Genomic DNA, 12,385 nt, shown 5'->3' on the forward strand with positions numbered 1-12,385 from the left:
TTGCCCTATAGAATTTCTTTGAGCTCAAGCTTCGAAAACAGTCTAAAAAAATTATTTGTAGTTATTTTTGCTACTTCTTCTGGCGATTCATTCCATAATTTCGCTAAACAATTCACAACGTATTTCACCATTGCTGGTTCATTTTTTTTTCCTCTGTAAGGCTCAGGTGACAGGTAAGGTGCATCAGTTTCAACTAAAACACGCTCACGTGGCACATTTTGTGCAATTTCTCTTAGTAAGTTCGCATTTTTAAAAGTAATAATTCCAGAAAATGAAATGTATAATCCCAAGTCCATAGCCTTATAAGCAAGCTCTTTAGAAGAAGCAAAGCAATGCATTACTCCACTAAAAGCGTCCTTCTTCATTTCTGAATTTAACATATCAATCATCTCACTATCAGCACTTCTAGTGTGAATAACTAAAGGTAATCCTGTTACTTTTGCCGCTTCTATGTGTGATGCAAAACTTTTTTTTTGATTGCTTTTGTTATCAGATTTATAAAAATCTAATCCGGTTTCACCGATACTAATTACCTTTTTGCCCTTAGTAAATTCAATCAATTCATCAGCATTTATACACTCACCTTTTTCCACAGTAGTATCAAGCGGATGTATACCAACGGAGCAGTAGACTTGATCATAGGATGAAGAGATTTTTAATAATTTAGGGATATCATTAATGCTTATACATATGTTATGCAAAATTCTCACACCATTTTGCTCTGCTCTTGAAATTACCTTTGGTATTTCATCATCAGAAAAATAAATTAGATGACAATGAGAATCAACTATCATAAATAGATCCTTTTATGATAGAAGAAAACTCTTCTATCACTTTTTTATAAACTTCTTTTTTGAACGGTATAGCACTGGCTACCAAATCATCCACATTTTGCCAACGCCACTCTTTGAACTCTGGATGATCAGTATAGTTAATATTAATATCCTTATCCTTCCCACAAAATTTCATTAAGAACCACCTTTGCTTTTGGCCAGAATATCTCCCATTCCAGCATATCGGTATAACTTCCTCGGGTAAGTTGTAATATATCCACTCTTTATTTTGAGCCACAACTTCTGCTTCATCAGTACCAACTTCCTCCAATAGCTCACGTAGCGCTGCCTGCTCTAGCTCTTCACCTTCATCAACTCCTCCTTGTGGCATCTGCCAATAAGAGTCACTATCAAAACGTTTTCCAATAAAAATATTTCCCTGTTTGTTAAATAACATTATGCCAACACAAGGGCGATACTCTTTCTCCTCACTAATCACAAATACTCTCTGTTGCTAAATTATCTATCATAGAAGTTCCAACTACTTTTTTACTATTCATTTTTTCAACAATTTTTTTTGCAACTTCTTTTGCGCTTAAGTTTGAGCTATCAATTTCAAGTGAACCTTGAGGGACAAATAGTTTCTTTCCTTTAATTCTTCTCATAGCAAAATCTGAATCAGTAATTTTTCTCTCCTGCTCTCTTTCCTTTAATTGAACGCGCTTTACTAGTTCTCCACTATTACAATATAACACCACAGGGAGAATCTCCACGTTCATTTTTTTACTTAAATTCACCACTGAGTTGTATACTTTTTGATCATAGGAATCACCTTTTATCAATTCGTTTGTAAATATATAATGCTTTGATTCTATATGGTATTTTTCCAATATTGCTAACATATTCTCTCTAATCACAAAAATTTTTTCCCATATTTCACTTGTAACCTCAGCATTTCTGAAGTCAATCATATCAAATATAATATTATTAAACAGGTTATTGTCTACTATCACCCCATCAATAATATTACACAGCTCTTTTGCAATCGTAAGTTTGCCACTACCCGGAAATCCGATTAAGTAAATGATCATACCATCAGAAAACTATCATATATTACAAATATATGTATTATAAACGTTACACTAGAAACATATCAAAAATAGTTCATATTCAGAAATTTTGAGTGTATCATTACAGATAAATTATATAATTTAGAATAATGAATGGTGATACAGAATCAATAAAAAATACAATTGTAGATGTAATAGATCAAAACAAAGGTCAAGATATAGTTACTTTTGATGTACAGAATAAAACTGTCATTGCAAAATATATGATCATTGCATCCGGTGATTCGAGCCGCCATGTAAAAGCATTAGCTGAGCACGTGATGAAAAATCTCAAGCAATATGATAAAATAGATGTAGAAGGTATGGATGAAGGTAACTGGGTGATTGTGAATTTTCAAGGTATAATGGTTCACCTATTCAGGCCAGAAGTAAGAGAATATTATAAGATAGAAGAGTTATGGAATTGATTATCCAGGTAGCTGGTATACACTTTCAAATGTTGTAATTTTGAAGGCAACCCTTATGAAGTTGGTGGTGTCATTCCAGTGCTTGACGCTGGAATCTAGAAAACTTAATCATAAACGAGCACACTATACAACATTTTTGATGAAATTTCATAATAAACTGGATTCCAGCGTCAAGCACTGGAATGACACCATCGTTAACAACACCGTTTACACACAAAATAACATATTATGAAACATAAATCCGAGTTTTTAAACTTCATTCAAGAAAGAGGATACCTATATCAATGTACAAACATTGATAGGTTAGACCAGCTATTATCACAAGATAATTATATAATTGCATACATTGGGTTTGATTGTACGGCACCAAGTTTGCATATTGGCAGTCTCATTCAAATCATGATGCTCCGTCACCTACAAAAATTCGGTTATAAGCCAATAGTTCTACTTGGAGGTGGCACAACAAAAATTGGTGACCCATCTGGTAAAGACAAAGCAAGAAGCGTCTTGCCGATAGAAGATATCAATCAAAATATACTTGGTATAAAGAAAACCCTCGAGAAGATGATATCTTTCGATTATGGAAAAACTGGTGCAATCATAGTAAACAACGCAGATTGGTTAGATAACATAAAATATATAGACTTTTTGCGTGATATAGGGACACATTTTTCTGTAAATCGCATGTTAGGCTTTGATAGTGTGAAAATTAGGCTAGATAGGGAGCAAAATCTAAGCTTTCTCGAGTTTAATTACATGTTGTTACAAGCCTATGATTTTGTCGAGTTGAATAAAAAGTATGGCTGTCGTTTCCAGATTGGAGGGTCAGACCAATGGGGAAATATAGTAAACGGAATTGAACTTAGCAAAAAGTTAAATTTACCTGAGCTGTTTGGTCTTACCACACCTCTTTTATTAAACGCACAAGGAAAAAAGATGGGCAAAACTGAAAGTGGGGCAGTATGGCTTGATGGCAGCATGCTAAATTCTTATGATTACTGGCAATATTTTCGCAATGTTGATGATCAAGATGTTGGTCGTTTCTTGAGACTTTTCACTGATTTACCAATTGATGAAATTAAAAAACTAGAGTCCTTGAAGGATCAAGAAACAAACGAAGCAAAAAAGGTTTTGGCAACAGAAGTGACGAAAATATGTCACGGTTGCAAAGAAGCCGAACTTGCACGATCTGCTGCAATCTCTGCTTTTGAAAATGAAGACAGTTCATTGCTTTCTGGTTACACTATTACAAAAGAACAAATTGCAAATGGTATACCCTTGATAGACCTGCTGTATGACACCGGTTTTGAACCTTCAAAAGGTGCGGCAAAGCGTTTAATACAAGGCAATGGATGCAAAGTTAATGATAATACTATAAACGATGTTAACTATACAATAAACTCTGAAAGCTTTAAAGGTCAGCCATTTATAAAATTATCTGCAGGAAAGAAACGACATATTAAAATTTTAGTGAGTGAAGTAAGAAAGTAAATTTGTCTCTGTTCAGCAGAATAGCAAAATAAGGTAGCCAAGAAAAGACAATTATAGGAACAAATGGATATCATTAAAGCAGCTGACACTGTGGCAGAATCGCTAGGCAACCCTACTATCGCTAGCAGTTTCTTGCTGTCGATTTGCTGAGATTGGTTTATCAACTTGAGTGTCAGGCTTTGACAATTTATATATAGCATTGCCAACTATTAATGCTGTTGCTGTAATTGCAACTACTGCTATAACTATAGGTATTAACTCAGCTGTAATTGCTCCGGCTGTAAAAAGTGCTATAGATATAGCAGTACCTAATAATGCAGTTACTCCACCGGCAATCCACCCTTTCTTAATTGCTGGACAATTAAGATAGTATAAAGGAGTCTCTCCCCACATATCTACTGCATTAACATTGACACCTCTTTCTACAAGAGCATCTATTATGGCCATACTGCGAAATAAAGCAGCATAGTGTAAAGGAGTCCTTCTCCATATATTTATTGCATTAACATCTGCACCTTTTTCTATGAGAGCGTTTGCTATGTTTATACTATCAAGATAAGTAGTATTATGTAAAGGAGTATCTCCTTTTACATCTTTTTCATTAACATTTGCCCTTTTTTCCATGAGAGCCTTCGCTATATTTTCTAGGTTAAAGGAAGCCACCAAGTGCAAAAGAGTCGCTTTTTCACCATCTTTAAACACATAATTTATATCAAAGCCAGACTTTTCCCACTCTTCATATTCCTTTGAATATCTTTTCAGCTCATTTTGTATTTTTTCAATTACGTTATCTTTGCTTAAATCTTTGTCAACATTAACTAAACTCAATAATTCGTGCCAATTTGAAATTTCCATTGCTATAACCTTACCTTTAATTTTCAATAATGTATTTAATTATATGATAAGAAGTCAATTTAAATAAATTACACATACATGGAACTTATCAGATAAATATATAATATGAACTAGATTCCAGCGGGCTTTGTTGCATCACTATCTATGAAAGGCTAACTATACAAGCAGCTTATTGAAAATCTTATTTTTTGCAATCTATCTGATTAAATTTAAGAATAGTAATTTATTGTTTGTACTAGTAAATTTAATTCTACTTAAAATAGCTAAAGCATTGAAATTCTTGAATTCTAGCTAGATTAGTGAATGATAGTAAAACTTCTTTTACTTAAATTTAGATATTTACTGATTGTCCTTACTATAAATGCTAGAATAATAAGCTACTGATATTCTACATTTTATCTTTTATTCATCGTAGATAGCGATGCAACAAAGCCCAATAGCGTCAACTTAAGAAAAGATGTTAAGGAATAAAATACTGTAAAAAATAGGACCTTTGGTTTCTATTTTATTTCAATAAAGAAGATATCAGTAAAGCTTATCTATTAAGTGTCACATAGAGGAGTGCTATAAACGACTCAAAGTAGAAGCAGAATTAGAGAATTTTTCTGGGATAAATTTAGAAACAAGAATTTTGTGCAAACTTGGTCATGTGCAATACTTCATATGTGTAATGCACAAGAGCCTTGGAACCCAGATCAAATTGCTGAGTATCGTTTAAATTTTTCAGTTTTATTTGGTGTAATGAGACAGAAACTTTATCAGGTGCTTATTAGCACCAAAAAACTTTCAAGCCCTTTTTAAAATACGCACTAAAGTTAACGTGAAGATTGTATAGCCGCAATAAAGTAGATAAGCCTAAACGCCATAATGTCTTTAGGAGAGCTTGCTAATTCATTCTCTTAAGTTAACGCCATTGCCTGAACAGATACATAAAAAAGTAGTACTTGCAAGAAAGAGTTACTTAAGAAATTAATTAACTTTGCTATTTTCTCTAACATACCTAGAAGAAATAGATACATTATCTAATGCAGTCCTAATACTAGCATTGTTCTCATTAACAACTACAGCTAGCTCACAAGCATTCAAAGTATATCTACCATATGGAAACAGTACAGTACTTACTTCAGTAAATGCATCTTGTAGCATGCTACTATTTTTAGCTCGTATTAAAGTAGAATTGACACATTCATTATTACCTTTATATATAGCAAAGGCAAATGGTTTAATGACATACGTCACGCCTGGAAACTGCACAATATCTTTAGAAGTAAAGATATTTCGTAGTGTATCACTGTTTTGAACTCGTATTAAAATAGAATTGATACATTCGTTATTGCCTTTATATATAGCAAAGTTAAGTGGCGTTAAAGTACACGCTATAATACTTAAATACTGTACAATATTTCTAGAAGAAAGAATATCTTGTAATATACCATTTTCTTGGGCTGTTGTTAAAATAACATTAATATACCTTCCCTTATTATGATGTATGGCAAAGCCAAGCGATGTTAAGGTGTACATCAAACCATTTTGATAGTTTATAATATTTGGAGCAGTAAGAATATCTTGTAGTATACCATTGTTTTGAGCTTGTTCTAAATAGAATTAACACATTCATTATTGTCTCTATGTATAGCTAGGCTAAGTAGTGTTAAAGTGCGTTCCCCACCTCTTGGAAATTGTGTAGTATATCAAGTGATAAGAACTTTAGTAAATCATTTCCTGAAACTGCTTCCAAGATATCGCTGATGCTCCTTCCATTCCATATAGATCTTTTTAGCTAAAAATACAAATCTTTTTGTTTTCGTGTTAAATTTTGATGATTTAGCATATTCTTGTAACCTCGTTTTAAAGTCAGTGCAGTTTAATTATTCTATGTTAGTATACACCAATAGAAAAAATTTCATCATATGTTCTGGAAAAATTTTACACAGGTTAATGAGGAAATCGTAAGAGAGAGCCTAAAAAAGGTTATAGAGAAGAAAAGTGGTAAGAATGTTGGTGTAGTATCCTCAATTGTTATTAAGGGTAAAGATGTTGCTTTTGCTCTTGAAGTTACTGAGCCAAATGAAGAATTAAGAAAAAATTGTGAGCAAGCTGTTAAGGCGATACCGGGAGTAGGAAAGGTTACTGTAGTTGCTACTGGTCAAAAACAAGCTAGGCAACAAAAAGCTAAACTTCATATCGAAGGAGTGAAAAATATAATTGTCGTTGCTTCTGGTAAAGGAGGTGTGGGTAAGTCGACAGTTGCACTAAATCTAGCTCTTTCGTTAGCAGAATTAAAACATAAAGTTGCGCTAGTTGATGCAGATATATATGGTCCTTCGATTCCTAAAATGTTGGGCACTGAGAAATTAAAACCAGAAATACAGAGTGGTAAAGCAATGCCTATAGAGAAACATGGTCTCTATACTATTTCAATTGGCTATTTTATTGATAAGGACCGCGCAGTAATATGGCGTGGACCTATGATCACAAAAGCACTTTACAATTTGCTAATGGGAACAAGGTGGTCTGATATAGAATATTTAATCATTGATACACCGCCTGGCACTGGCGATGTACATTTAAGTCTGATGGAGAATTTTAGTTTAACTGGAGCAATAATAGTTTCAACTCCACAGGAGCTTGCTTTAATCGATGCACAAAAAATTTATGATATGTTCACAAAGCTCAGCGTGCCAATTATCGGCATTGTGGAAAATATGAGCTATTTTGTTCAAGATAATTCAAAAATACACATATTTGGAAAAGGTGGTGCAAAAAAAATGTCTGAAGAGCTGGGAGTCAAACTCTTGAGCAGAGTTCCTCTAGATCCGCAAATATGTAGTGCTTCTGATTGTGGAAATCCTTCAATACTAAGTGAGGATTTAGTAAGGATTTATGAAGGCATTGCTAAAGATGTTAGGTCTTTTGTATGCAGTCTATAAAGTTTTTTTAAACTACTTTAAAATAGGTAGAATGTAATTTTAGGTGAATAAAATATTTCAAATGGCAGCAGCTACCTCGTATCTGAACAGACAATAGACTTCTTGGATAACTTAAGAAACAAGTAGTAGAAGCAATATTAGGGAAGGTATAAATTTTGAGCAGATAAGTAAACTTGATGAAGAGAAGCTTCGAAGACTAAGAGGAGTAAAAAGAAAAACATTGGAAAAATAATAGAAATTTTAATAGAGGAAGAGGCCAAGAAAAAGGCAAGAGGAGGAAAACCAAATATATTTATTAATAGCACTCGAATATTTGTGTAAATACCGTACATATTTCCATATAGTGCAAAGCTATGGAATAAGTGAAAGTTCTTGCTAACGGCTGAATAGAAGATGCATTGATAAAACATCCAGATTTCAGGAAGATAAAGAGCTATTAAAGTTAAATAGGAGTATGCAAAAGTTTTATAAAAAGGGAATGTTCAACTCCCCCATAGAAGATCAAAAAATATCCTTAGGTTATCCAAGAAGTCTATTGTTGGTAAACATAAAAGGCTATTTGCCTTTTTATCTAGTTTATGCAGGAGGTCTAATATTTATTGTTGAGTGTGATTTTAGGCATGTCTGCTAAAACGCAACTTTTAAATCGCCAAAATTTCTCCTTGCCTTTACTAATTCCGATTGGCTTTGTTGCATAGCACTGATAGGCATGTAAATCACAGTGAATTTACGCAGCTAATTTAAATTCAGCCATACCTATATCAGTAAATTTGTTCAATAAGTAGCACTTAATTAACAGCTCTTTTTCACGATTTACCTCTGATTTATTTTTCAAGCCAAACCCAAATATTTGCTTCAACCTATAGAAAAAGACTTCAATATAAGACCGTGCTCCATACTTAACTTTTTTCTTCCATTCATTAATACCATCTTCATAATTCTCATATGACCTAATTCTACTAATATACTTGTTTCTTTCTGATAAGTAGTCAGCTAAACAAATTTTAGTATCCTTCCTAGGGCGAATAATAGGCACAATATTGTATTTTCTGCATTCTTTATACACACTTTTTATATCATAAGCCGCATCTGCTCGAATAGAACAAATGTTATATTTATCACTGACTTCTTCTAACATATCGCAGACCGGCAAATAGTCTACAGCAACACCACTAGTGTAGTTCATGCTTATTGCTTTCTTATCATTTATGTTTAAAACAACATGTAATTTTCTTACTTGACCATAACCACTGTATTTTCTTTTTCGAATATTAAGCTTACTATGCCCACCGTTATTATTGTAGATACTAACTCTAGTGCTATCTACGGCAATTTCAACATTTTCCAGATCATCTTTATTGCTTCTATGGTCATCAATCTTCAAATTAAGCTTTTTAAATCTTCTGGAAGCTTGTGTATAGCTGATAATCTTAAGTTTTTTGCCTATTTGTACCATATAACCTTTTACAAAACCTACAGCTTGTCTCAAGCCAATTCTAAAAAGATGAACTATTATGTGTATTAAAATTACAACTTTATCACTATAAGTGTTATTGCCACCTGCAACTTTTGGACTATTTTCATACCAATTTTCTATGGCTTGATTAACAAAATGAAAAACATTTCCTCTTTTTTTGAGAAACTCGTTATATTCTCTTTGGTTACTTACTCTCATTTTTTGTGGCATAAGTTGTACTTGTTTGAAAAATGCCTATTTTACAACAAAATTCGTTAGTAGCCATATATTAAAAAGCTTTTCTTCTTACAATAACCTCAACCAACACTAGCTATGCAACAAAGCCATTCCGATTCTTGGAGTGCACACATAATCTGGTTTGAGGTGATATTCATAGAGACAAAATTCATGACTTATAGTAAGGTCTTGTTTATTATGTTCTTTTGTAATGTTTAATTTTTTGCACAGTATGCCTGGCCCGCCTAAATTTGCTTCAAGCGGTTCAGTGAGCTTTAATCCTCGTATTAACACTGCTGCTGGGAATCCTTCTGCTTCTGTTACAATATTTAGACAATAGTACATTCCATATATAAAATATACGTACGAAAACCCTGGCGTACCAAACATTACTGAGGTTCGATTAGTATAGCCTCTTGCTGCATGACAAGCTGGGTCATCCATTCCTATATACGCTTCAACTTCAGTTATTATTCCACTAAAATTAGAAAATTTCAGCATCTTGCCTAGCAGCTCCCCAGCTACGGTTAAAGTTGGCCGTTCATAGAAATTTCTTGGTAATATTGTGTTATTCATCATAGAAGTACAAGTTACTTACATTTGCAAGCAACTCATACTATTTTCGCTTTTCCTTATTTAGATAAGAGGATACCTACATCTCTGAGAAGTAGAAGTTGGTGTTGTTGTCACATTTGTTACATCTGTTGAAGGCTGCTGTAAAACCTTGACTGATTCAGAGCTCTTTTGTTGCAATTGCGGTACTAACGCTTCATATAAAGATTTTGGTTCACGTCTCTTACCTATTTTGACTTCTTTATTTGCACGCAACTGCTCTGCAGTAACACCGTTGCCTTCAAGGAGAGTTACACCATTATTACCATCAATGTTAACTTTAATTTTGCATTCTCTTCCATCAACATACCACTTTAAAGTCATTTCATATAACCCACTAATTATTTCATAAACTCTTTCCTCATTATCACTATCATTATTAATATAGCAACATGCCCCTCTCTTTTTTTCTTGATTAGGATGACAAAATGTAATTGTTCTTACACCATACTCTTTACATATACTACCGCCTAGAAGTTTAGCTATATCTACTCCTTCTTTATTGGCATGTAGCACAACTCTCACGGTGGGGTAAACAATATTACCTTCCCTTTTGCCTTCTTTTATCATTATGGACTCTATGGTATATACCTTCGATATCTCTGCCTTAATTTGGTCAGCAATCTTGCCTACAATCTCTTTACCATGATAGTGAGATTCTCCTTTCTTCGGAGAAAAAGGTTCTTTGTTTGTAGTATTAGTGTCTGGATCATTCTGTAACTTAAAGAATTTATCCCATTCTTCATCACTGTCTAATTTAATATATTCACGCTTGTTCTTGCCTGATACTGCATTCTGAATACTAGACGATCCTTCTGTTACAGTTGTACCAGAGCTATTGCCTTTACCTTTTAGAAGAACAAGATGCTCTTCTGACCTTTCTTCCTTACTCAACTTTGAAGCTGCATCACCAAAAGAAGGTTTCTCTACTATATGCATGTAAGAACTTTTAACTCTACTCTCATTATCAGGTACTGTAGTAGCCCACAAAAGCTTTTTAATATAATCTAACATATGCTACCTCTTACCATTAACTAAATATCAGTATGTAAACTTTGCTATAGCTAATCAATAACTAAATTTACTCCAAATAAAATGAGCTGATAAAAAGGTATAAATTGAGATTAGGTAAAGCTTTTGGTATAATATCTAGTTAATTTTGAATAGGCAGGTGATCTCATCTACAAAGACGTTTTTTATCTCATTTATTTTTGGGTTTATTCTCTTTCCCTATTTTATAAAACTTCTAAAAAAGATAAGTAAAGATGGACAACCAATCAGATCATATGGACCAGAAAGTCATTTAATAACAAAAAAGAATATACCACCTATGGGTGGAATAATAATACTAACTTCTGCTTTATTACCAATCCTGCTTTGGACTCAATTAACACCAGAAATTTCATTGCTGGTATTTATAACTCTATTTTTTGCTCTACTTGGATTTATTGATGACTATTTAAAATTGAAGACAAATCACCACCGAGGTTTAAGTGCAAAAACCAAAATACTTATTCAGTTTGTCGTTACTCTGGTCTGTATGTTTATACTTAAGCTACAATCTGCTGAAGGTTTTACAAAAATTTCTCTATTTAGAGAAGTAGCAATCGACCTTGGCTATCTATATCTTCCGTTTGCTGCATTTGTAATTGTCGGCTCTTCTAATGCTGTGAATCTTACAGATGGCCTAGATGGCCTTGCTGCAACTCAAGCCATTACTTCCTTTGCTTTTTTGGGGCTAATTGCATGCATCACTCAGACAGATGTAAACATTACTTTATTCTGCATTGCATTTATAGGAGCTATTTTAAGTTTCTTGTGGTTTAACACACATCCAGCAAAAATATTTATGGGTGATGTTGGAAGCCTATCAATCGGTGCAGCTTTAGGACTCACTAGTGTTCTAATTAAAAAAGAAATGCTTTTTGCCGTTATTGGAATAATCTTTGTAATAGAGACTTTATCTGTGATTATTCAGGTATCATATTTTAAATATACAAAATTTAGATATGGAGCAGGAAGAAGAGTTTTCCTTATGACACCAATACATCATCACTTTGAAAAGAAAGGGTGGTCAGAAAATACAATAGTTATAAAATTTTGGATAATTTCTATTGCTTGTTCGATTTTTGCTTTAACTTTCTTATTATAGGAACTATGAAATATCCAGATTTCACATTAGAAGATACATTATCAGGAATTATAGCAGGAGTAGATGAAGTTGGAAGAGGTCCGCTTGCCGGTCCAGTGATATCTGCAGCTGTAATATTTACTGATAGAGATACGGTTATTGATGGAATAAACGACTCAAAAAAGCTAACCCCTAAGTGTAGGCAAGTTCTATACGAAAAAATAACGTCTGTTGCAAAATTTGGTATAGGAATGGCAAGCGTAGAAGAAATAAACTCATACAATATTTTGCAAGCAACAAAGCTTTCAATGAAACGTGCGTTGGCAAACTTGAATCTAGAACTAGATTATGTGCTATAGTATT

General features: G+C 33.3%; 12 protein-coding genes and 4 pseudogenes. 7 read left to right on the top strand and 9 right to left on the bottom strand.

Translation table 11 applies throughout. The features are described from left to right. Nucleotides 1-5: 5 nt before the first annotated feature. Genes AAGE00_RS06980 through AAGE00_RS06990 form a run of 3 tightly spaced genes read right to left on the bottom strand, consistent with a single transcriptional unit; the run spans nt 6 to nt 1,864 of the window. Nucleotides 6-794, bottom strand: a complete 789-nt coding sequence (locus AAGE00_RS06980) for a TatD family hydrolase (RefSeq protein WP_007302260.1) — start codon at nt 792-794, stop codon at nt 6-8. After that, a complete protein-coding gene (locus tag AAGE00_RS06985) occupies nt 784-1,272 on the bottom strand; it encodes an RNA pyrophosphohydrolase (protein WP_007302261.1) in 489 nt (162 codons plus the stop codon). The genes AAGE00_RS06980 and AAGE00_RS06985 overlap by 11 nt, the downstream gene beginning before the upstream one ends. Further along, the gene (locus AAGE00_RS06990) at nt 1,265-1,864 is read right to left on the bottom strand and encodes an AAA family ATPase (protein WP_052264674.1); all 600 of its coding nucleotides are present in this window, start codon (nt 1,862-1,864) and stop codon (nt 1,265-1,267) included. The genes AAGE00_RS06985 and AAGE00_RS06990 overlap by 8 nt, the downstream gene beginning before the upstream one ends. A gap of 128 nt (nt 1,865-1,992) precedes the next feature. On the opposite strand from AAGE00_RS06990, the gene rsfS reads away from it, so the two are divergent. Both rsfS and tyrS read left to right on the top strand, forming a co-directional pair. Beyond that, entirely contained in the window at nt 1,993-2,310 is a 318-nt protein-coding gene (gene rsfS / locus AAGE00_RS06995; RefSeq protein WP_007302263.1) for a ribosome silencing factor, read from the top strand. A 228-nt stretch (nt 2,311-2,538) separates the two neighbouring features. Continuing rightward, nucleotides 2,539-3,801: a tyrosine--tRNA ligase gene (gene tyrS, locus AAGE00_RS07000; RefSeq protein ID WP_012481931.1), complete on the top strand. Its 1,263-nt coding sequence runs from the start codon at nt 2,539-2,541 to the stop codon at nt 3,799-3,801. A gap of 102 nt (nt 3,802-3,903) precedes the next feature. On the opposite strand, the gene AAGE00_RS07005 is transcribed toward tyrS, so the two are convergent. Further along, the gene (locus AAGE00_RS07005; RefSeq protein WP_007302265.1) at nt 3,904-4,656 is read right to left on the bottom strand and encodes an ankyrin repeat domain-containing protein; all 753 of its coding nucleotides are present in this window, start codon (nt 4,654-4,656) and stop codon (nt 3,904-3,906) included. A gap of 509 nt (nt 4,657-5,165) precedes the next feature. Here AAGE00_RS07005 and AAGE00_RS07010 point away from each other — a divergent pair. After that, nucleotides 5,166-5,546 (top strand): annotated as a pseudogene (locus AAGE00_RS07010) (IS4 family transposase); the annotation flags it as partial. A gap of 79 nt (nt 5,547-5,625) precedes the next feature. Here AAGE00_RS07010 and AAGE00_RS07015 read toward each other — a convergent pair. Beyond that, nucleotides 5,626-6,177 carry a hypothetical protein gene (locus AAGE00_RS07015; protein WP_052264676.1) on the bottom strand — a complete coding sequence of 184 codons (552 nt, stop codon included), beginning with the start codon at nt 6,175-6,177 and terminating at the stop codon, nt 5,626-5,628. Between the two features lie 389 nt (nt 6,178-6,566). Here AAGE00_RS07015 and AAGE00_RS07020 point away from each other — a divergent pair, with 389 nt between their 5' ends. Together AAGE00_RS07020 and AAGE00_RS07025 are read left to right on the top strand one after the other, a co-directional pair. After that, nucleotides 6,567-7,586, top strand: a complete 1,020-nt coding sequence (locus AAGE00_RS07020) for an Mrp/NBP35 family ATP-binding protein (protein WP_019236868.1) — start codon at nt 6,567-6,569, stop codon at nt 7,584-7,586. A gap of 148 nt (nt 7,587-7,734) precedes the next feature. After that, a pseudogene (locus AAGE00_RS07025) lies at nt 7,735-7,962 on the top strand (IS5/IS1182 family transposase); the annotation flags it as partial. 213 nt (nt 7,963-8,175) lie between these two features. Here AAGE00_RS07025 and AAGE00_RS07030 read toward each other — a convergent pair. From AAGE00_RS07030 to AAGE00_RS07045, 4 genes and pseudogenes are all read right to left on the bottom strand, one after another. Next, nucleotides 8,176-8,277 (bottom strand): annotated as a pseudogene (locus AAGE00_RS07030) (3-methyladenine DNA glycosylase); the annotation flags it as partial. Between the two features lie 36 nt (nt 8,278-8,313). After that, a complete protein-coding gene (locus tag AAGE00_RS07035) occupies nt 8,314-9,273 on the bottom strand; it encodes an IS5 family transposase (RefSeq protein WP_341815149.1) in 960 nt (319 codons plus the stop codon). Nucleotides 9,274-9,369: 96 nt separating this feature from the next. Next, nucleotides 9,370-9,855, bottom strand: a complete 486-nt coding sequence (locus tag AAGE00_RS07040) for a DNA-3-methyladenine glycosylase (protein WP_341815373.1) — start codon at nt 9,853-9,855, stop codon at nt 9,370-9,372. A 60-nt stretch (nt 9,856-9,915) separates the two neighbouring features. Further along, nucleotides 9,916-10,905, bottom strand: coding sequence for a hypothetical protein (locus AAGE00_RS07045; RefSeq protein ID WP_213863881.1), 990 nt, complete (start codon nt 10,903-10,905; stop codon nt 9,916-9,918). Between the two features lie 157 nt (nt 10,906-11,062). Here AAGE00_RS07045 and mraY point away from each other — a divergent pair, with 157 nt between their 5' ends. Together mraY and AAGE00_RS07055 are read left to right on the top strand one after the other, a co-directional pair. Further along, the gene (mraY, locus tag AAGE00_RS07050) at nt 11,063-12,043 is read left to right on the top strand and encodes a phospho-N-acetylmuramoyl-pentapeptide-transferase (RefSeq protein ID WP_341815234.1); all 981 of its coding nucleotides are present in this window, start codon (nt 11,063-11,065) and stop codon (nt 12,041-12,043) included. 5 nt (nt 12,044-12,048) lie between these two features. Further along, nucleotides 12,049-12,378, top strand: a pseudogene (locus AAGE00_RS07055) (ribonuclease HII); the annotation flags it as partial. Nucleotides 12,379-12,385 lie beyond the last annotated feature (7 nt).

The organism is Wolbachia endosymbiont (group B) of Aricia artaxerxes (assembly GCF_964026975.1).
Taxonomy (GTDB): domain Bacteria; phylum Pseudomonadota; class Alphaproteobacteria; order Rickettsiales; family Anaplasmataceae; genus Wolbachia.

What these genes read in the sequence shown, in the direction of transcription:
- AAGE00_RS06980 (WP_007302260.1), bottom strand. Translation starts at nt 794, where the DNA reads ATGATAGTTGATTCTCATTGTCATCTAATTTATTTTTCTGATGATGAA.
- AAGE00_RS06990 (WP_052264674.1), bottom strand. Translation starts at nt 1,864, where the DNA reads ATGATCATTTACTTAATCGGATTTCCGGGTAGTGGCAAACTTACGATT.
- rsfS (WP_007302263.1), top strand. Translation starts at nt 1,993, where the DNA reads ATGAATGGTGATACAGAATCAATAAAAAATACAATTGTAGATGTAATA.
- tyrS (WP_012481931.1), top strand. Translation starts at nt 2,539, where the DNA reads ATGAAACATAAATCCGAGTTTTTAAACTTCATTCAAGAAAGAGGATAC.
- AAGE00_RS07005 (WP_007302265.1), bottom strand. Translation starts at nt 4,656, where the DNA reads ATGGAAATTTCAAATTGGCACGAATTATTGAGTTTAGTTAATGTTGAC.
- AAGE00_RS07015 (WP_052264676.1), bottom strand. Translation starts at nt 6,177, where the DNA reads ATGTACACCTTAACATCGCTTGGCTTTGCCATACATCATAATAAGGGA.
- AAGE00_RS07020 (WP_019236868.1), top strand. Translation starts at nt 6,567, where the DNA reads ATGTTCTGGAAAAATTTTACACAGGTTAATGAGGAAATCGTAAGAGAG.
- AAGE00_RS07035 (WP_341815149.1), bottom strand. Translation starts at nt 9,273, where the DNA reads ATGCCACAAAAAATGAGAGTAAGTAACCAAAGAGAATATAACGAGTTT.
- AAGE00_RS07040 (WP_341815373.1), bottom strand. Translation starts at nt 9,855, where the DNA reads ATGAATAACACAATATTACCAAGAAATTTCTATGAACGGCCAACTTTA.
- AAGE00_RS07045 (WP_213863881.1), bottom strand. Translation starts at nt 10,905, where the DNA reads ATGTTAGATTATATTAAAAAGCTTTTGTGGGCTACTACAGTACCTGAT.